Annotated in this window: 18 protein-coding genes; 11 read left to right on the top strand and 7 right to left on the bottom strand. The window is 61.7% G+C overall.

The annotated features are described in order from the left end of the window. Nucleotides 1-12 precede the first annotated feature (12 nt). Nucleotides 13-2,457, top strand: coding sequence for a UvrD-helicase domain-containing protein (locus tag ACE3PH_RS03515; RefSeq protein ID WP_374316584.1), 2,445 nt, complete (start codon nt 13-15; stop codon nt 2,455-2,457). A 29-nt stretch (nt 2,458-2,486) separates the two neighbouring features. Here ACE3PH_RS03515 and ACE3PH_RS03510 read toward each other — a convergent pair whose 3' ends face one another. Then, nucleotides 2,487-3,116 carry a response regulator gene (locus tag ACE3PH_RS03510; protein WP_374316582.1) on the bottom strand — a complete coding sequence of 210 codons (630 nt, stop codon included), beginning with the start codon at nt 3,114-3,116 and terminating at the stop codon, nt 2,487-2,489. Next, entirely contained in the window at nt 3,113-4,216 is a 1,104-nt protein-coding gene (locus ACE3PH_RS03505; RefSeq protein WP_374316580.1) for a response regulator, read from the bottom strand. Before ACE3PH_RS03505 ends, ACE3PH_RS03510 begins: the two co-directional genes overlap by 4 nt. A 328-nt stretch (nt 4,217-4,544) precedes the next feature. On the opposite strand from ACE3PH_RS03505, the gene ACE3PH_RS03500 reads away from it, so the two are divergent. The 4 genes from ACE3PH_RS03500 to ACE3PH_RS03485 all read left to right on the top strand — a co-directional run bounded on the left by ACE3PH_RS03500 (nt 4,545) and on the right by ACE3PH_RS03485 (nt 8,203). Next, the gene (locus ACE3PH_RS03500; RefSeq protein ID WP_374316578.1) at nt 4,545-5,003 is read left to right on the top strand and encodes a hypothetical protein; all 459 of its coding nucleotides are present in this window, start codon (nt 4,545-4,547) and stop codon (nt 5,001-5,003) included. Nucleotides 5,004-5,087: 84 nt separating this feature from the next. Then, nucleotides 5,088-5,450 carry a response regulator gene (locus ACE3PH_RS03495; protein WP_374316576.1) on the top strand — a complete coding sequence of 121 codons (363 nt, stop codon included), beginning with the start codon at nt 5,088-5,090 and terminating at the stop codon, nt 5,448-5,450. Between the two features lie 54 nt (nt 5,451-5,504). Continuing rightward, the gene (locus ACE3PH_RS03490; RefSeq protein ID WP_374316574.1) at nt 5,505-7,688 is read left to right on the top strand and encodes a chemotaxis protein CheA; all 2,184 of its coding nucleotides are present in this window, start codon (nt 5,505-5,507) and stop codon (nt 7,686-7,688) included. Nucleotides 7,689-7,726: 38 nt separating this feature from the next. Continuing rightward, on the top strand, nt 7,727-8,203 hold the full coding sequence (locus tag ACE3PH_RS03485; protein WP_374316888.1) for a chemotaxis protein CheW: 477 nt from the start codon (nt 7,727-7,729) through the stop codon (nt 8,201-8,203). A 64-nt stretch (nt 8,204-8,267) separates the two neighbouring features. Here the strand turns inward: ACE3PH_RS03485 and ACE3PH_RS03480 are convergent, their stop codons facing one another. Both ACE3PH_RS03480 and ACE3PH_RS03475 read right to left on the bottom strand, forming a co-directional pair. Continuing rightward, complete coding sequence (locus ACE3PH_RS03480; RefSeq protein ID WP_374316572.1) at nt 8,268-8,714, bottom strand: HIT family protein; 447 nt, start codon at nt 8,712-8,714, stop codon at nt 8,268-8,270. 11 nt (nt 8,715-8,725) lie between these two features. Then, a complete protein-coding gene (locus tag ACE3PH_RS03475; protein ID WP_374316570.1) occupies nt 8,726-12,715 on the bottom strand; it encodes a DUF3683 domain-containing protein in 3,990 nt (1,329 codons plus the stop codon). Between the two features lie 151 nt (nt 12,716-12,866). On the opposite strand from ACE3PH_RS03475, the gene ugpQ reads away from it, so the two are divergent. Continuing rightward, the gene (gene ugpQ, locus ACE3PH_RS03470; protein ID WP_374316568.1) at nt 12,867-13,646 is read left to right on the top strand and encodes a glycerophosphodiester phosphodiesterase; all 780 of its coding nucleotides are present in this window, start codon (nt 12,867-12,869) and stop codon (nt 13,644-13,646) included. On the opposite strand, the gene mpl is transcribed toward ugpQ, so the two are convergent. The 3 genes from mpl to ACE3PH_RS03455 are packed head-to-tail and all read right to left on the bottom strand — an operon-like array spanning nt 13,632 to nt 17,242. Continuing rightward, nucleotides 13,632-15,014, bottom strand: a complete 1,383-nt coding sequence (mpl, locus tag ACE3PH_RS03465; protein WP_374316566.1) for a UDP-N-acetylmuramate:L-alanyl-gamma-D-glutamyl-meso-diaminopimelate ligase — start codon at nt 15,012-15,014, stop codon at nt 13,632-13,634. The two genes, ugpQ and mpl, sit on opposite strands and share 15 nt — an antisense overlap. 31 nt (nt 15,015-15,045) lie before the next feature. Further along, a complete protein-coding gene (hemL, locus tag ACE3PH_RS03460) occupies nt 15,046-16,344 on the bottom strand; it encodes a glutamate-1-semialdehyde 2,1-aminomutase (protein ID WP_374316564.1) in 1,299 nt (432 codons plus the stop codon). After that, nucleotides 16,334-17,242, bottom strand: a complete 909-nt coding sequence (locus ACE3PH_RS03455) for a hydroxymethylpyrimidine/phosphomethylpyrimidine kinase (protein ID WP_374316562.1) — start codon at nt 17,240-17,242, stop codon at nt 16,334-16,336. Before ACE3PH_RS03455 ends, hemL begins: the two co-directional genes overlap by 11 nt. Nucleotides 17,243-17,452: 210 nt before the next feature. Here ACE3PH_RS03455 and ACE3PH_RS03450 point away from each other — a divergent pair, with 210 nt between their 5' ends. The 5 genes from ACE3PH_RS03450 to ACE3PH_RS03430 all read left to right on the top strand — a co-directional run bounded on the left by ACE3PH_RS03450 (nt 17,453) and on the right by ACE3PH_RS03430 (nt 21,453). Continuing rightward, complete coding sequence (locus ACE3PH_RS03450) at nt 17,453-17,605, top strand: rubredoxin (RefSeq protein WP_374316887.1); 153 nt, start codon at nt 17,453-17,455, stop codon at nt 17,603-17,605. A 46-nt stretch (nt 17,606-17,651) separates the two neighbouring features. Continuing rightward, a complete protein-coding gene (locus tag ACE3PH_RS03445) occupies nt 17,652-18,056 on the top strand; it encodes a PleD family two-component system response regulator (RefSeq protein ID WP_374316560.1) in 405 nt (134 codons plus the stop codon). A gap of 71 nt (nt 18,057-18,127) precedes the next feature. Continuing rightward, the gene (locus ACE3PH_RS03440) at nt 18,128-18,493 is read left to right on the top strand and encodes a PleD family two-component system response regulator (protein ID WP_374316558.1); all 366 of its coding nucleotides are present in this window, start codon (nt 18,128-18,130) and stop codon (nt 18,491-18,493) included. Nucleotides 18,494-18,533: 40 nt separating this feature from the next. Further along, nucleotides 18,534-19,070: a chemotaxis protein CheW gene (locus ACE3PH_RS03435; protein ID WP_374316556.1), complete on the top strand. Its 537-nt coding sequence runs from the start codon at nt 18,534-18,536 to the stop codon at nt 19,068-19,070. A 46-nt stretch (nt 19,071-19,116) separates the two neighbouring features. Further along, nucleotides 19,117-21,453, top strand: a complete 2,337-nt coding sequence (locus ACE3PH_RS03430) for a methyl-accepting chemotaxis protein (protein WP_374316554.1) — start codon at nt 19,117-19,119, stop codon at nt 21,451-21,453. The last annotated feature ends 17 nt before the right edge of the window (nt 21,454-21,470 follow it).

Raw genomic sequence — 21,470 nt, 5'->3', positions numbered from 1 at the left:
TACAATTTTCGGATGACTGCACATTCGACTCCCGCAGGCCTGTTCGATCAGCACGGACAGCCCGGCGAACCCCATTCCTCCGGCTTGCTCAAGGGGCTCAACCCAGAGCAGCTGGCGGCTGTCACGGCTCCGCAGGGGCCTTTGCTCATTCTGGCCGGGGCGGGTTCCGGCAAGACGCGCGTGCTGACCACGCGCATCGCGTGGCTGTTGCAGACGGGCCAGGTCTCGCCGGCCGGCATCATGGCGGTGACCTTCACCAACAAGGCCGCCAAGGAAATGCTCACCCGCTTGTCGGGCATGCTGCCTATCAACACGCGCGGCATGTGGATTGGCACTTTCCATGGCCTGTGCAACCGCTTCCTGCGCGCGCACCACAAGCTGGCAGGCCTGCCTCAGGCGTTTCAGATTCTCGACACGCAAGACCAGTTCTCGGCTGTCAAGCGTGTGATCAAGGCGCTCAACTTCGATGAAGAACGCTGCGTGCCCAAGCAGACCAGCTGGTTCATCGCCAATGCCAAGGACGATGGCAAGCGCCCGGGGGATCTTGTACCTCACGATGACCTCAGCCGCATGCAGCAGCAGGTCTACCAGGCCTACGAAGACCAATGCCAGCGCGAGGGGGTGGTCGACTTTGGCGAGCTGATGCTGCGCACCTATGAGCTCATGCGGGATCACCCCGAGTTGCGTGAGCACTATCAGCGGCGCTTCCGCCACATTCTGGTCGACGAGTTTCAGGACACGAACCGCCTGCAATACGCCTGGTTGAAGATGTTTGCCGGGCGGCCCGAGGTCACGGGCAGCAGCGTGTTTGCTGTTGGTGACGATGACCAGAGCATTTACGCTTTCCGGGGCGCGCAGGTCGGCAACATGTCCGACTTCGAGCGCGAGTTCAAGGTGCCCCGCGTCATCAAGCTGGAGCAGAACTACCGCAGCTATGGCCACATCCTGGATGCGGCCAATACCCTGATCGCCCAAAACACCCGCCGCCTGGGCAAAAACCTGCGGACCGATGCCGGGCAGGGCGAGCCGATTCGCGTGCATGAGGCCGCCAGCGACTACGCCGATGCCCAGTGGATCGTTGATGAAGCGCGTCAGTTGGTGCGTGAGGGCCATCCCTTGCGCGAGATGGCCGTGCTCTACCGCAGCAACGCCCAGTCGCGGGTGATCGAATCGGCGCTGTTCAATGCCGCGGTGCCATACAAGGTGTATGGGGGCTTGCGCTTCTTCGAGCGTGCTGAAGTGAAGCACGCGCTGGCTTACCTGCGCCTGATCGAGAACCCGAACGACGACACCAGCTATTTGCGGGTGGTCAACTTCCCAACCCGGGGCATTGGTGCGCGCACCATGGAGCAGCTGCAAGATGCCGCACGCGCGACGGGCCGCAGCCTGTGGCAGAGCATTGCTGCCGTAAGCGGCAAAGGCGGCAACAACCTGGCCGCGTTCAACAAGCTGGTCGATGGCATGCGCGAGGCCACCCGTGGTCTGACCCTGCGCGAGATCATCGAGCACGTGGTCGAGGCCAGCGGGCTGGCTGATTTTTATCGGCTGGAGAAAGAAGGCCAGGAACGGCTGGAAAACCTGGCCGAACTGGTCAATGCTGCCGAAGCTTTCGTTACCCAGGAGGGCTTTGGCAAGGACGCCGTGGCCCTGCCGGTTGACGAAACTCCGGGCTCGATTGCCGAAGGGCTGCCGGCTGCCGTGGCACAGGTCAACACGCTGCCTGATGCGGAAACCGGGGAGATCATCTCTCCGCTGGTGGCTTTCCTGACCCACGCGGCGCTGGAAGCCGGCGACAACCAGGCACAGGCCGGGCAGGACGCCGTGCAACTGATGACCGTGCACGCGGCCAAGGGCCTGGAGTTCGATTACGTCTTCATCACCGGGTTGGAAGAGGGGCTCTTCCCGCACGAAAACTCGATGAACGACGCCGACGGCCTCGAAGAAGAGCGCCGGCTGATGTATGTGGCGATCACCCGGGCACGCAAGCGCTTGCACATGAGCTTCTGCCAGACGCGCATGCTGCACGGCCAGACCCGCTACAACATCAAGAGCCGCTTCCTTGACGAGTTGCCGGAAGCCGCCCTGAAATGGCTGACGCCGCGCAACCAGGGGTTCGGATCGGGTTTTGCCAAGTCCTACCAGGATGCCTGGAGCAGCGGTCGCGGCATGGGCTCGATGGTCGGGGCGGGGGCCCAGCCTTATCGCCAGTGGGGCGGGTCCGCTCGCTCAGAAGACAGCTTCAAGGACCTCACGGCGCCATTGCCGAAGGCCATGGCACAAGCCAAGAGCGAGGGCGGTCTGCGTGTGGGGCAGAGCGTGTTCCACAACAAGTTTGGTGAAGGGGTGGTGCTGACCCTGGAAGGCTCGGGGGCAGACGCGCGCGTCCAGGTCAACTTTGGACGTCATGGCACCAAGTGGCTGATGCTCAGCGTAGCCAAGCTCACACCGATCGAGTGAGTTGTGTCGGTCGGACGCAGCGGCCCCGTTCAGACCAGGCCGTTGCGGATGGCGTAGACCGTGAGTTCGGAGTTGTTGGTGAGTCCCAGCTTTTCGAGCACGCGGGCGCGGTAGACGCTCACGGTCTTGGGGCTGAGCAGCAATTGCTCGGCGATGTCGGACAGGCGCTTGCCCGAGGCAATCATCACCAGAGTCTGCAACTCGCGGTCCGAGAGTTTCTGGTGGGCGTCTTCCTGTGTGGGTGTGGTGAGGTTGTCCACCAGCATCTGCGCCATCTCGGGCGTCACGTATTTCTTGCCCTGGGCGACCGTGCGCACGGCCGCCACGATCTGGGCCGCATCGCTGCCCTTGTTCAGATAACCCGAGGCGCCTGCCTTGAGCGCCCGCATGGCGTACTGGTCTTCGGGGTACATGGACACCACCAGCACCTTCAACAGGCTGCCTTCTTCCTTGAGCACGTGCAGCACATCCAGACCGCTGCGGCCTGGCAGGTTGATGTCGAGCACCAGCACGTCACACGAGCGGTCACGCATCAGGGTGCGCAGCTCGCCATAGTCCGCCGCTTCCCCCACGACATCGATGTCATCGGCGTCGGCGAGGGTGTCGCGGATGCCGCGGCGAATCAGCGCGTGGTCGTCACAGAGGATGACTTTGATCATTGCAGGTGGCCCCAGGTGGTCGGGTCGTCCGGATCGCCCTCGCTGCCGAGTGGCGTATCCAGCAATTCTGGCGTAACTGCATCCAGAAAGCCGTTTTCCGGCCCAGATAAGGGGACCGAAAGGATCAGGGTTGTGCCATCGGTACCACTGCTGATGTCAACCCAGCCCCCGACGGTCTCCGCACGTTCGCGCAAGCCCCGTATCCCGAAGGAGCGGGCCTTGGCCAGGTCGTCGTCATTAAGACCACGTCCGTTGTCACTCACTTCGATGGACAGCACCCCACCTGCCTGCGCCAGATCGACGCTGACGCGTGATGCCTGGGCATGCTTGGACACGTTGGTCAGCGCCTCTTGTGCAAACCGGTAGGCCACCAGTGGCACGCCGGCTGACAGCGTGAGCTGGTCGTGGCTGGTGCGGAAAGTCGTGGTGATGCCCGTGCGCTTGGCGAAGCGGTCGGTCATCCACTGCAGCGCGGCGACCAGCCCTTGCTCGAGAATGGCCGGACGCAGGTTGTGCATGATGCGCTGAGCGGCTTCATGGGCCATGGTGACGGCTTCCATGGCCTGCTGGGCGTGTTCTGCCAGGGCTGGCGTGGTGGCATGGCGGGCTATCCAGGCCAGGTCCAGCTTCACGGCGGTCAGTGCACCGCCCACGTCATCGTGAATTTCCCGCGCAATGGCGGCACGTTCCTGCTCGATCGAGGTTTGAAGATGCTGTGCCAGTTCGCGTATCTGCTGGCGTGACTGGCTGAGCTCCAGATCGGCATGTTGCTTGGCCAGGCGGGTGCGGTTGGCTTCGATGGCCATCATGGCCGCGGGTGCCAACCGGGCCAGATTGCTTTTGAGCAGGTAGTCGCTGGCGCCGTTGCGCATGGCCTGCACGGCGATGTCTTCCCCGATTTCACCGGACACCAGGATGAAGGGGATGATCTTGCCCAAGGCGCGCAGCTTGTCGAGCGCGGCCAGTCCGGAATAGCCCGGCAGGTTGTAGTCGGACAGGATCAGGTCCCATTCCTCTTCCAGCAGCGCATCGACGAAGGCCGCCTCGGTGTCGACCCGACGGATATCGGCCCGGATGCCGCCGCGTCGCAAGTGGATCATGACCAGATCGTGATCTGGTTCACTGTCTTCCAGGTGCAAAACCCGTAGTCGGGGTGACGATGACTCAGCTGGCACTTCAGTGCCGCCGCAGGCTGCCGAAGGGCCTTGTGAGAGGGGAGCTGGCTCGGAGGTGTGTTCAATCATTCGATATGCACCCGGTTTTCCCGCGTGATCGCGATAAAGCAGGCGTCCGGAAACGTGAAAAATTCTATCAACCGCTAAGGCTTGCTGCCGATATCACCGATATAGGGATTGGCCTTGGTGTGAGACTGATGCCTGAACGCCCCCCGCTGTCTGGGGCCCGTTAACCTGGTTGAGTGGAGTCACGATGTTGACCAACGAAGAGCCGCAAACCGCGCCGCCGCCTCCGCGAGAGATTCCCTTGCTGGTGGCAGCCGAGTTGCAGGATCACCTGATGACAGCCGCAAATGACCTGGAGCGACTCCAGCGTCTGCTGGACGACGCCTGTGAGGCCCTGATTGGCGGGTTTCATGGTGCGGCGCAGCAACTGGGTGACGTGATCGATGATGGACGTCACGAGCTGTCGCCGCAGCTCCAGGAGACCTTGCAGACCCTCTACAAGACCGTGACCGCCCTGCAATTTCAAGACATGGCGACACAGCTGATCTGTCATACCAATCGGCGCTTGCGCAGTTGCGCCGACCAGATTGCACGTGACGCCATGGGTGAGGACCCCGATGGCGAGGCAGTGGTCGATGAAGGTCCTCTCAAACCCAATCCGGTGACCCAGGACGAAATGGACGCCGGATCGGTGGAGTTGTTCTAAAGAAATGGTCTCACCTGCCGAAAAAACGACCATTTGGTCGTCCAGCAGGACAGTCAACAGTTAATTCACGCCCCGGAGAGCGACATGCATTCGATTCTTGCCGTCGACGATTCAGCTTCCATGCGCCAGATGGTGTCTTTCACGCTCAAGAGCGCCGGCTACAACGTTGTTGAGGCCGTGGATGGTCAGGACGCCTGGGAAAAGGCCGGCAACCGCAGCTTTGATCTGGTGCTGACCGATCAGAACATGCCCCGCATGGATGGCATCAGCCTGACCAAGAAGCTGCGCGAAAACCCGCAGTTCAAGGCAACCCCGATCCTGATCCTGACCACCGAGTCGAGCGACCAGATGAAGATGGCGGGTCGTGCTGCCGGTGCCACCGGCTGGCTGGTCAAGCCCTTCGACCCCAACAAGCTGATCGAAGTGATCAAGAAGGTGATCCGCTAAGCGGTTGTTTCGCCGAAAGCCGGGACCACAAAGCACAAGATTCAGGAGTTGGACATGGCAGAGATGAGCACAGACAACAGCCAATCCGCAGGTATCGACCTCAGTCAGTTCTACCAGGTCTTCTTTGAAGAAGCTGGCGAGAATCTCGACAACATGGAGCAGCTCCTGCTGGAGCTGGACATCACCCAGGCTGACGACGAAGAGCTCAATGCCATCTTCCGTTGCGCCCATTCCATCAAAGGCGGGTCCGCCACCTTCGGCTTCAGTGATGTCGCCGAGCTGACCCACCAGATGGAAACGCTGCTGGACAAGCTGCGTCGCCACGAGCTGGCACCGAATGCCGCGATGGTGGACGTGCTGTTGGCCTCGGGCGATGCGCTCAAGGCCATGCTGGCGCGCCACCAGGGCAATGGCGGCGATCCGATCGACACCTCGGAGTTGCTCTTCAACATCCGGGCCCTGGTCAATGGCCAGGTGCCTGCCGGTGCGTCGGCCGCTGCGGCACCGCAAATGCCTGCACCTGCTCCGGAACCGGTTGCCGCCCCTGTTGCCGCAGCCGAACCTGTCGCATCTGGGGGTGCCGCCCCGTCGGAAGGTCAGCGCACTGTCGAATTGCGCGTCGGCCCGCTGAGCGATCCTGCCCAGGCTGACAACCTCCTGGAGCTGTTCAAGGAAATCGATGGTCTGGGCAAGCTGGAAGCGCTGCCTGATCTGCCTGAACTGGCCCATGTACGCCGCTTCAAGCTCGAGACCGCAACCGCCGAATCCGAGCTGCTGGATCTGTTCACCTTCCATGTGGCGCGTGAAGAGGTCAATTTCGTGGCCATGGGTGGTGCCGCTGCCCCCGCCGCAGACCCGGGCTACGGATTTTTCAATGAGCCCGAGCATGCAGCCGCACCTGCTGCTGCCGCCCCGGCACCCGATGCGGGCTATGGTTTCTTTGACAACGCGCCAGGCGCCCCTGCCGGTGCAGCACCGGCACCGGTTGCCGAAGCACCTGTGCCTGCTGTCGCATCGCCCGCCGCACCGGCCAAGCCGGCGGTCAAGCACGACAAGCCCGCTGCCGGTGGGCTGGAGTCGTCCACCATCCGCGTCTCTGTCGAGAAGGTTGACCAACTGATCAACCTGGTGGGCGAGCTGGTGATCACCCAGGCCATGCTGGCCCAAAACAGCCGTGGGCTTGATCCGGTGGTCTACCAGCAGCTGGTTTCCGGTCTGACCGACCTTGATCGCAACACCCGTGACCTGCAGGAAGCGGTGATGTCGATCCGGATGATTCCGATGTCGACCGTGTTCAGCCGCTTCCCGCGCATGCTGCGTGATCTGGCCAACAAGCTGGGCAAGAAGGTTGAACTGGTGACCCACGGGGAAGCCACCGAACTGGACAAGGGCCTGGTCGAAAAGATCACCGACCCGCTGACCCACCTGGTGCGCAACTCCTGCGACCACGGTGTCGAGTTGCCGGCTGATCGCCTGGCCAAGGGCAAGCCGGAAGTCGGCACCATCACGCTGGCCGCTTCCCACCAGGGCGGCTCAATCGTGATCGAAGTGCGCGACGATGGCCGCGGTCTCAATCGTGAGAAGCTGCTGGCCAAGGCCCGTGAAAAGGGCATTGATGCACCGGACACCATGACCGATCAGGAGGTCTGGGGGCTCATCTTTGCGCCGGGCTTCTCGACAGCCGATCAGGTGACCGACGTGTCTGGTCGCGGTGTCGGCATGGACGTGGTCAAGAAGAACATCACGGCCCTGGGTGGCACGGTAGAAATCGACTCGGCTGAAGGCTATGGCATGCGGGTGGCGGTGCGCTTGCCGCTGACCCTGGCCATCATGGATGGCATGAGTGTCGGTGTCGGCGAAGAGGTCTACATCCTGCCGCTGTCCTCGGTGGTCGAGTCCTTCCAGGTCAGCCCTGAAATGATCAAGACCGTCGGTGGCTCAGGCCGAGTCGTCGAGGTGCGCGAAGAGTTCATGCCGGTGATCGAGCTGGAACATGTCTTCAACGTACCGCGCTTCGACTGGGAGCACAACAGCGGGATCATGGTGGTGGTCGAGGCCGAGAGTGGCCGGGTCGCCATGCTGGTCGATGAACTGCTGGGACAGCAACAGGTCGTGGTGAAAAACCTCGAAAGCAATTACCGCAAGGTCAATGACGTGTCGGGCGCCACCATCATGGGTGATGGTCGCGTGGCACTGATTCTGGATGTGGGCTCGCTGGTGCGTCGCTCGCGTCACTGATGGACAACAACGAACCCTCTGGAGCACACGCCATGGGCATGATGGAAAACCTGGACGTACACACGGACAACAATCTCGCCCGCGAGTACCTGACCTTCCGGCTCGGCGAGGAAGAGTACGGCATCGATATCCTGAAAGTGCAGGAAATTCGCGGCTATGAAAACCCCACGCGCATTGCCAATGCCTCGCACTTCCTCAAGGGTGTGGTGAACCTGCGCGGCACCATCGTGCCGATCGTCGACCTGCGACTGCGCTTCGGCTGCCCGTCTGCCGAGTACAACGCCTTCACGGTGTCGATCGTGCTGCACATTGGTAACCGCACCATCGGTACGGTGGTGGATTCGGTCAGCGACGTGATGGAAATCCCGGCAGAGGCCGTGCGTCCGGCTCCGGAGATGAATTCGGCGATCGACGCCACCTTCATCAAGGGCCTGGCTCAGGTCGGCGAGCGCATGGTGATCCTGCTGGACATCGAAAGCCTGCTGATGAGCCCGGACATGGGCCTGGTGGACTGAAAGAGCACGGTCCCGCTCTCTCCACTGCACACATCAAAAAGCCACCCTCGGGTGGCTTTGTTGTTCATGGGTGCAGTGTGGCTGCGATGGCGGCATCCAGTGCAGCCAGATGGCCTCTCAGCTCATCCCATCTCCCTGAAGCCGCATCCCGTTGAGGCGTACCCCAGATCGGCTGCGGGAAGTGCCGGTCATCGCTGTAGCGGGCAATGATGTGCCAGTGCAGATGCGGCACCACATTGCCCAGTGTCGCGAGGTTGACCTTGGTGGGGTGCAGGTGCTCGCGCACCAGCAACTCCACGGTGGTCACCGCGTTCATGAGCGTGTTGCGTTCGGCTGGTGCCAGATCGCTGAACTCGGCCACGTGGTCATTCCAGATCACGCGGTAGAAACCGGGGTAATCAGCATCCAGTGCTCGAATCACCCGGAATTGCTCTGTGCGCACAACCAGTTGCCCGCCATCCTGCTCGCACAGTTCGCAGCCCGGTCGGCGGCTTCTATCGAGTTGTCCCATGAGCCCCCCGATCAGAGCAGCACGCGCTCGATGCCGCCGTTGTTGGCCCGGTCGACGTACTCGCGCATCCAGTTCTCACCCAGGATCTGCTTGGCCATTTCGATGACGATGTAGTCCGCTTCGAGCAGGCCATTCTGGGCATCTTCGCCATAGCGGCTCAGACCTTGCAGGCAGGCCGGGCACGAAGTCAGGATCTTCACGTTGTCCTTGGCTCCGATCAGGCCCTGTTCACGGAGTGCCGACTCGCCCTTGCGGATCTCTTCTTCCTTGCGGAAGCGGATCTGGGTGGACACGTCGGGGCGGCTCACCGCCAGGGTGCCCGCTTCCCCGCAGCAGCGATCCGACTTGATCACGCCATCTCCCAGCAGGGCCTTGACGGTCTTCATCGGGTCCTGCAGCTTCATGGGGCTGTGGCAGGGGTCGTGATAGAGGTAGCCACCCTGATGGGGCAGGGTGATGCCCTTTTCCAGCAGGAATTCGTGGATGTCGATGATGCGGCAGCCCGGGAAGATCTTGTCGAACTGGTAGCCCTGCAACTGGTCATAACAGGTGCCGCACGACACGACCACCGTCTTGATGTCCAGGTAGTTCAACGTGTTGGCAACGCGGTGGAAGAGCACCCGGTTGTCGGTGATCATCTTCTCGGCCTTGTCGAACAGGCCGGCACCGCGCTGCGGGTAGCCGCAGCACAGGTAGCCCGGTGGCATCACGGTCTGGACGCCGGCATGCCACAGCATGGCCTGCGTGGCCAGGCCCACCTGGCTGAACAGGCGCTCCGAGCCGCAACCCGGGAAGTAGAACACCGCCTCGGTATCGGCTGTGGTCTGCTTCGGGTCGCGCAGGATGGGGACGTATTCCTTGTCCTCGATGTCCAGCAAGGCGCGCGCGGTCTTGTTGGGCAGGCCGCCAGGCATCTTCTTGTTGATGAAGTGGATGACCTGTTCCTTGAGCTTGGCCGTGCCGACGCTCGCCGGTGGCGCGCTGGTTTGATGCTTGGCCGCAATCTTCAGCACGTCATTACCCAGACGCTGCAGTGGCATGGCCACGTTCACCAGCGCACCGCGGACCAGCTTGATGGTTTGCGGGTTGTTGGTGTTGAGCATGAGCATGCCGGCTGCACCAGCCGGGCGCACCGACTTCTTGCCCATCTTGTTGAGCAAGTTGCGCATGTTCATCGACACGTCGCCGAAGTCGATCTTGACCGGGCAGGGCGTCAGGCACTTGTGGCAGACCGTGCAGTGGTCGGCCACGTCCTCGAACTCTTCCCAGTGCTTGATCGACACGCCGCGGCGGGTCTGTTCTTCATACAGGAAGGCCTCCACCAGCAGCGAGGTGGCCAGGATCTTGTTGCGTGGGCTGTAGAGCAGGTTGGCGCGCGGGATGTGCGTGTTGCACACCGGCTTGCACTTGCCGCAACGCAGGCAGTTCTTCACCGAGGCAGCAATGTCGCCAATGTCCGACTGCTGCATGATCAGCGATTCGTGCCCCATCAGGCCGAAGCTCGGCGTGTAGGCCTCGGTCAGGTCGGCCTGGTGCACATCATCACCCAGGGCCTTGAGGGCGTCGCCGCGCAGCAGCTTGCCCTTGTTGAAGCGGCCTTGCGGGTCGACCTTGGCCTTGTAGGCGGCAAAGCGGGCAATTTCCTCGTCGCTGAGGAACTCGAGCTTGGTGATGCCGATGCCGTGTTCACCCGAGATCACCCCATCCAGCGAACGTGCCAAGGTCATGATGCGGGCCACGGCTTCATGCGCCGTCTGCAGCATCTCGTAGTTGTCGCTGTTGACCGGGATGTTGGTGTGCACATTGCCGTCGCCGGCATGCATGTGCAGGGCGACCCACACGCGGCCACGCAGCACCTGCTTGTGGATGCGCTTGAGCTCATCGATCACCGGTCGCAGGGCTGCGCCGTTGAATTCCTTGGCCAGTTCATCGCGGATTTCGCGCTTCCAGCTGGCGCGGATCGACCATGTCTGCAGCAGGTTGAAGACCGTGTCACCAGCTTGAGGCACATAGGTGCCGTTGCGGTGTTGCTCGTAACCGAGCTCGACCAGCTGGGCGTCGACCGTGGTCAACGGGGTGTCGATGTGGTCGTACAGGAACTGCCAGCGCTGGCGCACCTGTGCCAGGTGAGCCTGGGCATGCTCGACCTTCTCGGCCAGTTGTTCCGGGCTGGGCAGCTCTTCGGCGTCTTCCACCTTGCCCATGGGCAGGTTGCCTTCCTTCAGGAAGGTGGCCAGGGCGTCGACCAGGGCCAGTTTGTTGCGCAGGCTCAGCTCGATGTTGATGCGCTCGATGCCCAGGGTGTATTCACCCATGCGTGGCAGCGGGATCACCACATCTTCGTTCACCTTGAAGGCATTGGTGTGCTTGGCAATGGCGGCGGTGCGCTTGCGGTCGGCCCAGAACTTCTTGCGGGCGTCTGCGCTCACGGCAACGAAGCCTTCCCCCGAGCGCCCGTTGGCCAGGCGAATGACCTCGCTGGCCGCCTTGGCCACGCGGTCCTCATCGTCACCGACGATGTCACCGATCAGCACCATCTTGGGCAGGGTGCCGCGCTTGCTCTTGGTGGCATAACCCACGGCACGCAGATAGCGGTCGTCCAGGTGCTCCAGGCCGGCCAGGATGGCACCGCCCGGTTGCTTCATCTCCTCGAACATGAAGTCCTTGATCTCGACGATCGAGGGCACGCCGTCCTTCGGGTTGCCAAAGAACTCCAGGCACACCGTGCGGGTGTGCTTGGGCATGCGGTGCACCACCCAGCGTGCGCTGGTGATCAGGCCATCACAACCTTCCTTTTGCACCCCTGGCAGGCCCGCGAGGAACTTGTCGGTCACGTCCTTGCCCAGGCCTTCCTTGCGGAAGATGCGGCCCGGGATATCCAGGCGTTCCTTGCGGATCAGGGTCTTGCCATCAGCCTGGTAGTAGAACAGTTCAAAGCTGGCTACCTCCACATCGTGGATCTTGCCCAGGTTGTGGTTCAGACGGACGACTTCGAGCCATTCGGCATCCGGCGTCACCATGCGCCACGATGCCAGGTTGTCCAGCGCGGTTCCCCACAGCACGGCTTTCTTGCCGCCGGCGTTCATGGCGATGTTGCCGCCAATGCAGGAGGCTTCTGCCGAAGTCGGGTCCACGGCAAACACGAAACCGGCGCGCTCGGCCGCATCGGCCACGCGCTGTGTCACCACGCCCGCGCCGGTCCAGATGGTCGGCACCTTGTGGTCGAGACCGGGCAGGTCGACTTGTTCGACCTCGGTCATCTGTTCGAGCTTTTCGGTGTTGATCACCGCGCTCTTCCATGTCAGCGGCACCGCGCCACCGGTGTAGCCCGTGCCACCCCCACGCGGGATGATGGTCAAACCAAGTTCGACACAACCCTTGACCAGGGCAGCCATTTCTTCTTCGGTGTCCGGTGTCAGGACGACGAAGGGGTATTCGACACGCCAGTCGGTGGCGTCCGTGACGTGAGAGACACGGCTCAGGCCGTCAAACTTGATGTTGTCGTGGCGTGTGACCTTGCGCAGCACATGGTTGGTGCGGTCCCGCAGGGCGCCCATGTCATCAAAGGCCTTGCCGAAACGCGCCACGGCAGCGCTCGCCATGGTCAACAACTCGCCCACGAGGGCATCGCGTGCGGCATCACTGCCCGGTGTGCGGCGCTTGTCGATTTCTGCCAGGCGATGCTGCAGGGCCTCGATCAGCAGCGCACGGCGCTTCGGGTTGTCAAGCAGGTCGTCTTGCAGGTAAGGGTTGCGCTGAACCACCCACACATCGCCGAGTACCTCGTAGAGCATGCGGGCCGAGCGGCCGGTCTGGCGCTCCGTGCGCAACTGGCTCAGCAACTCCCACGCGCGCTGACCCAGCAGACGCTGAACGATCTCGCGATCGGAGAACGAGGTGTAGTTATAGGGAATTTCGCGCAGGCGCGGTGCGCCCCCCTCTTCAGAGAGGGCTTTGGCAACGTGCGTATTCAGAGGGGTCAGCGGAAGCGGTGCGTTCATGTAGTGCGCCAGGCGCGGCCGGGGTTGAAAACGGCGGCAAGAAGAGCGAAATGCAGGGTGCAGACGGTTTTTCGCGCCTAGGGGTGGATGGTACCAAACGCTGCTGTCACCTTTGTCGCGCAAGGGGATCAGGGCGCTATGCTGTGGCGCCATGAACCACACCTGTGCTGATTTGTCCGCCCATTGGCCCTATCCGAGGTGGATTGCCCACCGTGGAGCAGGCAAGACCGCCCCCGAAAACACACTGAGCGCCTTCCGCCTGGGGGCCTCGCACGGCTTCCGGATGTTCGAGTGCGACGTGAAGTTGAGCGCTGACGGGGAACCCTTCCTGCTGCACGACGACGATCTGTGTCGCACGACAGACGGGCAGGGGGATGCCGGGGGGCAGCCTTGGGCGCAATTGTCGAGGCTGGACGCAGGTGGGTGGCACGGACCGGCCTATGCGGGCGAGCCCTTGCTCAGGCTCGAGGCCCTGGCCACGTGGCTGCTGGCGAACCGCCTGCTGGTGAACCTGGAAATCAAGCCATCGCCGGGGCGAGAGGCTGAAACTGGCGCTGTGGTGGCCGACCACGTGACGCGCTTGTGGAGCGACGAGGCGATCAAGCCCTTGCTGAGTTCGTTCAAGCCGGAAGCTCTGGCGGCGGCGCAGGCTTGTCAGCCGGGTCTGCCGCGTGCGCTGTTGTTGACGGCGTGGCATCCCGGATGGCAGCACACTGCCGAGGCCTTGGGCTGTGTGGCCGTGGTGGTGCATCACCCCTGCCTGGACGCCGCTTCCATCGCCACGGCCCACGCGATGGGCTTGCGTGTGCTCACCTACACCGTCAACGAGGCCGACCGTGCTGATGCACTCTGGCATGCGGGGCTGGACGGCCTGATTACCGATGCGGTGGATCAGCCCTGGGCTCAAGAGCGTGAATCAGTTGCCTGCTAGTGCGGCAAGCAGTTTGGCGTGGATGCCGCCAAACCCGCCATTGCTCATGCACAGGATCTGATCACCGGGTTTGGCTGCTTTGACCACCTTCTGCACCAGTGCATCGATGTTGTCCGCGACGACCGCACGGTCACCCATCGGAGACAGCGCCTCTGTGGCATCCCACTCCAGGCCACCGCTGTGGCAAAACGCCAGATCTGCTTCCTCCAGTGACCATGGCAGCAGGGCTTTCATGGTGCCCAGTTTCATGGTGTTCGACCGAGGTTCGAACACTGCCAGGATGCGTTGATCCGGTCCGACCTTGCGGCGCAGGCCGTCCACCGTGGTTCGGATGGCTGTCGGGTGGTGAGCAAAGTCGTCGTACACGGTGATGCCATTGACCTCGCCGCGCAACTCCAGCCGACGCTTCACGTTGGCAAACTGTCCCAGTGCTTCGCACGCCACCTGAGGCGACACACCTACGTGCTCGGCTGCAGCGATGGCTGCCAGTGCATTCATCTGGTTGTGTTCGCCCAGCAGGCCCCATTCCACGCGGCCGACCAGCACGCCTGCGCGCAGCACGTCAAATGCGTGAGGTTCGCCCCGCGCGCGCAAGCCCGGGGCATCGCCGCGCACGCCAAATCGAATCACTTCGCTCCAGCAGCCACGTTGCAGCACGCGGTCCAGAGCTTCTTCGCGCGCATTGACCACCAGTCGCCCCTGTCCTGGTACGGTGCGGACCAGGTGGTGAAACTGTGTTTCGATGGCGCCCAGATCCGCAAAGATGTCCGCGTGATCGAACTCCAGGTTGTTCAAAATCGCCGTCCGTGGCCGGTAGTGAACGAACTTGCTGCGCTTGTCGAAAAAGGCGGTGTCGTATTCGTCGGCTTCGATCACGAAGGGGTGACCGGCGGCTGGGCGCTTCTCGGCGTCGGTGCAACCCAGGCGAGCAGAGACCCCGAAGTTCTGCGGAACGCCGCCCACCAGGAAGCCTGGCTGCAAACCGGCGTGCTCCAGAATCCAGGTGAGCATGGATGTGGTCGTGGTCTTGCCGTGGGTGCCGGCCACGGCCAGGACGTGCCGGCCGTTCAGCACGTTCTCGCTCAACCATTGAGGGCCACTGGTGTAGGGCAGGCCTGCGTTGAGGATGGCCTCCATCAGTGGGTTGCCCCGCGAGACCACGTTGCCGATGACGAAGAGATCGGGCTTCAGGTCCAACTGGTCGACGGTGTAGCCTTCGATCAGATCAATGCCCAGAGCCCGGAGTTGGTCACTCATGGGCGGGTAAACACCGGCATCACAGCCTGTGACACGATGTCCGGCCTCGCGGGCCAATGCGGCCACCCCACCCATGAAGGTGCCGCAGATACCGAGAATGTGAATGTGCATGGGCCGAATTGTAGGCACCATGCACCCGTTCTCAGCCCAAGACCTTCTTGAAAGCCTGCTCTGCGGCCGTCAGGGTTTGTTCGACGTCGTCTGCCGTGTGGGCGGCGCTGACGAATCCGGCCTCATACATGGCAGGTGCCAGGTAGACACCCTCGTTGAGCATGCCATGGAAGAAACGGTTGAATTTCTCCGTTCCACCCGCCATCACGGCTTGGTAGTGCTGAGGCAGGCTGTCGGCGAAGAAGAAGCCGAACATGCCGCCTTCACTGTCGCCCACCATGGGGATACCCGCTTCACGAGCCTTGTTGGTCAGCCCCTGAACCAGGGACTGCGTACGTTGAGCCAGTGCCTCGTAAAACCCGGGCTTCTGGATCTGCTTGAGTGTAGCCAGTCCGCATGCAGTCGCTACCGGGTTGCCTGACAGCGTGCCAGCCTGGTAAACCGGGCCGAGCGGGGCCAGTTGCGCCATGATGTCCGCTGGGCCGGCGAAGGCAGCCAGGGGCATGCCACCGCCAATCACCTTGCCGAAGACGCTGATATCGGGCACAAACCCGGGAATGGCCTTGGCGTAGAGGCTTTGCGCGCCGCCCAGTGCCACGCGGAAGCCGGTCATCACTTCGTCCATCACCAGCAGTGCGCCGTGCTGGGTGCACAACTCACGCAGGCGCTTCATGAAGGGCACAGACGCCCGCACGAAGTTCATGTTGCCAGCAATCGGTTCAATCATCACGCAAGCGATGTCACGGCCGGATTCTGTGAACGTCTTTTCGAGTTGCTCGATGTTGTTGTACTCCAGCACCAGGGTGTGCTGCACCACCTCAGGTGGCACGCCCGCGCTGGTCGGGTGTCCGAAGGTGGCCAGCCCCGACCCGGCCTTGACCAGCAAGGCGTCGGCATGGCCGTGATAGCAGCCCTCGAACTTGACCAGCTTGGCGCGGCGGGTGAACCCGCGAGCCAGGCGGATGGCACTCATGCCCGCTTCGGTGCCTGAGCTCACCAGCCGAACCTGCTGGGCGCTGGGTACCAATTTCAGAATTTCCTCGGCAAGCTCGATTTCGCGCTCGGTTGGCGCGCCAAACGAGAAGCCTTCCATCACGGCTTTCTGGACGGCCTCCACGACTTCCGGGTGCCCGTGACCCAGGATCATGGGGCCCCAGGAGCCGATGTAGTCGATGTAGCGTTGGCCTTCGGCATCCCAGATGTAGGCGCCTTGAGCTCGCGCAATGAAGCGGGGCGTGCCGCCTACAGCGCGGAAGGCACGAACGGGGGAGTTCACTCCACCGGGGATAGAGCGCTGTGCGCGCTCAAACAGGGCTGCATTAGTGGACATTGCGAGAAGTCGGGGTGATATCTGATTCAGAGAGTGTGTCTTCGCCGGCCATGCCTGCGGCTTGATCCTTGTCAGCTTCTCCCGGCGGAAGGGCCCAGAAGAAGCGGTCGGGAATGACGCCGCCCATGCCCGGCCGGAATCCGGCATCCAGCGCCTGATCGAGGAAGCTCAGTGCCTCGGCTACTGCCGCATCAATCGGCGTGCCGCTGGAAATGATGGCAGCGAGTGCGGCTGACAAAGTATCGCCCGCACCGACGAAAGAAGCTTCGAAGCGTTCGAAACGTTCGCCTGCAATCACGCCTTGTGCGTTGGCCAGCACGTTGTCAATGAACTGATCGGGTAGTTGCATGCTGGTCACCAGCACGTAGTCACACCCACTTTCGGCCGCGGCGACAGCCAGTTCGCGTGCGGAGGGCGGTCGGTCGGCTTCCCACTCGGGCAAAAGGAAATCGGTTAGCGTTTTGTGGTTTCCGACCAACACGACCGATGCGGGCAGGATCAACTCCCTGAACGCGTCCAAATACGACATTTGTGCGTCTTCGTCCATCCAGGATGTATTTGGCAAATAGGCGACCAGCGGCACGTCAGGGTAGTCGGACAGGATTTCCGCGACCACGCTGATACCGTCGGCGCTACCCAAAAAACCGACCTTCCAGGCGGCAATCGGCGTGTCTTCCAGAATCGTACGCGCTTGCTCCGATACAGCTTCCCCATCAATTTCGTGAATTTCGAACACCTCGGCGGTATCGCGAATCAACAAACTTGTGACGACAGGTAAGGTGTGTGCACCCATGGAGGCCATCGTGGTGATGTCCGCGGCAATGCCGCTGGCGCCGCTGGGGTCGCTGCAGTTGAAGCTCATCACGCAGGCAGGCGAGCCCGCATCGTTGGGCGTCATGTCTGTTGATCCGTCGGCGGTGTGGGGATCTTGAAGAGGATTCATACGGTGCAGAGAAACGTGAACAGGAGTCCGGTATTGTGAGCATCGCGCGACAGAATGCGTCGGTTGCTGCCCACAAACCCTTGTTTTCCCGGGGATTGGCGTGGCTACAATCAGTTCATTGTATTCAAGCGGCTTTGAACCAACGTGAACGCTTCTCGTACCTGGATGTGCCTGATCTGTGGCTGGATTTACGATGAGGCCAAGGGTGCGCCTGATGAGGGGATCGCACCGGGTACCCGTTGGGAAGACGTGCCCATGAACTGGGTCTGCCCGGAATGCGGGGCACGCAAAGAAGATTTCGAGATGGTTCAGGTTTAACGTGTATTGATGGCTCTGCGATCAATGAAGTTGGAGGGTTGGGTCTGTGAGTGAAACTGGTTTGCCCGAAATTGGCGAGGCGCAGGCACCCAAAAAAGTGCTGGTCATTGACGACAGCAACACCATCCGGCGAAGTGCAGAGATCTTCCTGAAGCAGGGCGGCTACGAGGTCGTGCTGGCAGAAGATGGCTTTGATGCGCTGGCGAAGGTGAATGATCACGAGCCGCACATCATCTTCTGCGACATCCTGATGCCTCGTCTGGATGGATATCAGACGTGCGCGATCATCAAGCGCAACCCTCGGTTTGCTGCCACACCCGTCATCATGCTGTCGTCCAAGGATGGCCTTTTCGACAAGGCTCGAGGGCGCATGGTGGGGTCTCAGGATTATTTGACGAAACCCTTTACCAAAGATCAATTGCTGAAAGCCGTGGCGCAGTACAGTGCCTGAGGTTCAGCATTGGTGACTTTCTCGCCGCAGGCGCGGCAGTTTTAGCGCCCTGAATTTGCCAAGAGGTCGATATGTCTGTGAAGAAGATTTTGCTGGTTGATGATTCCAAGACCGAATTGCACGTGCTTTCGGAATTGTTGAACAAGCACGGTTACAAGGTGCGCACTGCAGAAAATGGCGAAGAAGCCATGCGCCGTCTGCAGGAAGAAAAGCCCGACCTGATTCTGATGGACGTGGTGATGCCCGGTCAGAATGGCTTCCAGCTGACCCGCGCCATTACCCGCGATCCGGCGTTCGCAGATGTGCCTGTCATCATCTGCACCAGCAAGAACCAGGAAACTGATCGGGTGTGGGGCATGCGCCAGGGTGCTCGCGATTACGTCGTCAAACCGGTCAATCCTGACGAGCTGCTGGCCAAGATCAAGGCGTTTGGCTGAATCAGGCGAACGTCCCCATTACTCCAACGATTGATCTTCAATGGCCAACAAGGAAGCCCTGCGAGAGTTACAGAAACGGCTGGCCTCGCGTCTGCAAATGGCGCGGGAGCAGGCGCCTGCGCGAAGCTGGCTGGCGGTCGAGATTGCTGGTCACGGATTTCTCTTGCCGCTTGACCAGTCTGGTGAAATCTTTCCAGCCACTGCCTTGCAATCTGTTCCGCACAGCCAGCCCTGGTTTCTGGGCGTGGCCAACCTGCGAGGGCAGTTGAACGGGGTGGTCGATCTGGCAGGGTTCCTGGGGTTGGAGCGGCAGGGTGCTCGCTGGCTGCAGGAATCTGCGGTGCGAGATGCCGGGCGGCTGGTGGCCATCAACACGACGTTGCACCCCAACGCGGCCTTGCTGGTTGATCGCCTGGCAGGGCTCAGGCACCCCGCGGAGCTTCAGGTTGGTGAAGCCGACCCGAATGCACCTCACTTTGTTGGTCGGCAATTGACTGACGACAAAGGGCGCACCTGGTACGAACTCGATCTCGCTGCCCTGGCTGCTGACGAGGCTTTTTTGAAAATTGACGTTTGACGGCGATGACCGTCGCGCACCCCTGACTGTTTGTGGAGCACAAGGTATGAGTTTCCTGAGTCGAATCAAGGACCTGGGTAAATCGCAGGACGAGGCACCGGTTCAACCCGAGGCGGCCGTAGCTGACAACGTCGATACGGCAGCAGCCACGGCTCAGGTCGAGGACACGCAGGGCGTGCCGACCACCTTGCAGCCGGGAGGCGCCAACAGCAACGGGTCGATCTTCTCGGAGGCTGCTCCGTCTGAATTCCCCGCCGATTACCACGACACCCGCCTGAAGCCGGAAGACGACGAGGAGACGGCTGTCAGCGGTATCCATACAGGGTTGCCCATCATTGGGCATCTGCCACTTGAGCAGCAACAGCGGCTCGTGTTCGGGGCCTTTGTGGTGGGTGGCCTGGGTCTTCTGCTGTCGGCTTTCCTCGCGATCAGCTCTGCTGAACGCCGTGCGGCACAGTCTGCAGCGACCGGGCAAGCGCTGATGCAGTCGCAACGTCTGGCTAAATCGGTGTCTCAGGCGCTGGTGGGTCGTGCACAGGCTTTCCAGGAAGTGGAAGAGTCTTCCAAGGTGCTCGCCAGCAATGTGCGTGGGCTGGCCAAGGGCGACAGCTCGCTGGGGCTGTCCGAGGTGTCTTCGTCTGCCAAGCAGCCGCTGGAGCCTTTGCTGCCCCTGGTTGACCGTGCCGAGAAGAATGCCAAGTTCGTGTTGGGTCAGAAGCAAACGCTGACCCGTGTGAGCCAGGCCCTGAAGGATGTCAACAGCCAGTCGTCCGAACTGCTTGACATCGCTGAAGGCATTGCCAACGGCAAGCTCGAAAAGGGTGGCGTCTCTGCGGGTGAAATGGGTGCACTCAACCAGATGGTGATGCTGACCCAGCGTATCGGTAAGTCGGCCAACGAATTCCTGACCGTGGAAGGGGTGTCGACCGAAGCTGTGTTCCTGCTGGGCAAAGACTTGAACGCCTTCAAGGAAATCGTGGACGGCCTGCTGGATGGCAACAAGGATCTGCACTTGTCCGCAACGCATGATCCCGAGCTGCGCGAGGCTGTTGAGGCACTGCAAAAGCAGTTTGAGCAAACCCGCACGCAAGCAACCTACATTCTGAGTACCCTGCAAGGCCTGGTGGCCGCACGGGATGCTCAGGTCGCCATCATTGACGACAGCGAACCCATGCGCAAGGGCTTGGAAGACGTTCAGTCTCGCCTGTCCAGCGGTGGCGGCATCGGTGTGTTCAACATCATCTTGCTGGTGCTCTTCGTGGCGGTGACCGGTGCAGCAGGTTTCGGCCTGTTGCGCGTGTTCGTGACCGACCAGCGTCAACGCGCCTTGATCGCTGAAGGTCAGCGACAGGAAGCTGAGCGCCTGGAGCGCGAGGCCAAGCGTGTGAACGACGCCAACCAGGCCGCCATTCTGCGCTTGATGAACGAACTGCAACTGGTGGCTGAAGGTGACTTGACCCAACAGGCAACGGTGACCGAAGACATCACGGGCGCGATCGCCGACTCGGTGAACTTCACGGTGGAAGAGCTGCGCAACCTGGTGTCTCAGGTGCAAGGCACGGTGGAGCGGGCAACCGAAACCACCCAGCAGGTGGAATCCACGTCCACCGAACTGCTGGCCGCTTCAGACGAGCAGCTTCGTGAAATTCGTGAAACGGGTGAATCGGTGCTGCAGATGGCCGGCCGGATTAACGAAGTGTCTGCGCAAGCTCAGCACTCTGCCGAGGTGGCGCGCCAATCGCTGGCTGCCGCTGACTCCGGCCTGTCTGCCGTGCAGGATGCCATCGGTGGTATGAACACCATCCGTGAACAGATCCAGGATACGTCGAAGCGAATCAAGCGTCTGGGTGAGTCGTCTCAGGAGATTGGTGAAATCACCGAACTGATCTCGGACATTACTGAACAGACCAACGTGCTGGCTTTGAATGCAGCCATCCAGGCAGCCTCCGCTGGTGAAGCTGGTCGAGGCTTCTCTGTGGTGGCCGAAGAAGTGCAGCGTCTGGCTGAACGTTCTGCCGACGCTACCAAGCAGATTGCGGCGCTGGTGCGTACCATTCAGACCGATACCCAGGATGCTGTTGCCGCTATGGAACGCTCCACGCAAGGGGTGGTGGAAGGGGCCCGACTGTCTGACGCGGCCGGTTCTGCGCTGAACGACATCGACCGCGTGTCGCGTCGACTGGCTGAACTGATTGCCCAGATTTCAGATCAGGCCTTGAAGGAAGCCGACAACGCGAACGTGGTGGTGGCCAACATCCAGCACATTTTCGCGGTGACGGAACAAACTGGTGAAGGTACGCGTTCGACGACCCAACTGGTTCGCGAACTGTCCAAGACTGCTGCCGAACTGCAGCAATCGGTGTCTCGATTCAAGATCGCCTGATCGTAAAGCCTCCCCTC

It is taken from the genome of Aquabacterium sp. (assembly GCF_041909175.1).
Taxonomy (GTDB): domain Bacteria; phylum Pseudomonadota; class Gammaproteobacteria; order Burkholderiales; family Burkholderiaceae_C; genus Aquabacterium.
This window is presented reverse-complemented; position numbering and strand designations above follow the sequence as displayed.

What these genes read in the sequence shown, in the direction of transcription:
- ACE3PH_RS03515 (WP_374316584.1), top strand. Translation starts at nt 13, where the DNA reads ATGACTGCACATTCGACTCCCGCAGGCCTGTTCGATCAGCACGGACAG.
- ACE3PH_RS03510 (WP_374316582.1), bottom strand. Translation starts at nt 3,116, where the DNA reads ATGATCAAAGTCATCCTCTGTGACGACCACGCGCTGATTCGCCGCGGC.
- ACE3PH_RS03505 (WP_374316580.1), bottom strand. Translation starts at nt 4,216, where the DNA reads ATGATCCACTTGCGACGCGGCGGCATCCGGGCCGATATCCGTCGGGTC.
- ACE3PH_RS03500 (WP_374316578.1), top strand. Translation starts at nt 4,545, where the DNA reads ATGTTGACCAACGAAGAGCCGCAAACCGCGCCGCCGCCTCCGCGAGAG.
- ACE3PH_RS03495 (WP_374316576.1), top strand. Translation starts at nt 5,088, where the DNA reads ATGCATTCGATTCTTGCCGTCGACGATTCAGCTTCCATGCGCCAGATG.
- ACE3PH_RS03490 (WP_374316574.1), top strand. Translation starts at nt 5,505, where the DNA reads ATGGCAGAGATGAGCACAGACAACAGCCAATCCGCAGGTATCGACCTC.
- ACE3PH_RS03485 (WP_374316888.1), top strand. Translation starts at nt 7,727, where the DNA reads ATGATGGAAAACCTGGACGTACACACGGACAACAATCTCGCCCGCGAG.
- ACE3PH_RS03480 (WP_374316572.1), bottom strand. Translation starts at nt 8,714, where the DNA reads ATGGGACAACTCGATAGAAGCCGCCGACCGGGCTGCGAACTGTGCGAG.
- ACE3PH_RS03475 (WP_374316570.1), bottom strand. Translation starts at nt 12,715, where the DNA reads ATGAACGCACCGCTTCCGCTGACCCCTCTGAATACGCACGTTGCCAAA.
- ugpQ (WP_374316568.1), top strand. Translation starts at nt 12,867, where the DNA reads ATGAACCACACCTGTGCTGATTTGTCCGCCCATTGGCCCTATCCGAGG.
- mpl (WP_374316566.1), bottom strand. Translation starts at nt 15,014, where the DNA reads ATGCACATTCACATTCTCGGTATCTGCGGCACCTTCATGGGTGGGGTG.
- hemL (WP_374316564.1), bottom strand. Translation starts at nt 16,344, where the DNA reads ATGTCCACTAATGCAGCCCTGTTTGAGCGCGCACAGCGCTCTATCCCC.
- ACE3PH_RS03455 (WP_374316562.1), bottom strand. Translation starts at nt 17,242, where the DNA reads ATGACGCCCAACGATGCGGGCTCGCCTGCCTGCGTGATGAGCTTCAAC.
- ACE3PH_RS03450 (WP_374316887.1), top strand. Translation starts at nt 17,453, where the DNA reads ATGTGCCTGATCTGTGGCTGGATTTACGATGAGGCCAAGGGTGCGCCT.
- ACE3PH_RS03440 (WP_374316558.1), top strand. Translation starts at nt 18,128, where the DNA reads ATGTCTGTGAAGAAGATTTTGCTGGTTGATGATTCCAAGACCGAATTG.
- ACE3PH_RS03435 (WP_374316556.1), top strand. Translation starts at nt 18,534, where the DNA reads ATGGCCAACAAGGAAGCCCTGCGAGAGTTACAGAAACGGCTGGCCTCG.
- ACE3PH_RS03430 (WP_374316554.1), top strand. Translation starts at nt 19,117, where the DNA reads ATGAGTTTCCTGAGTCGAATCAAGGACCTGGGTAAATCGCAGGACGAG.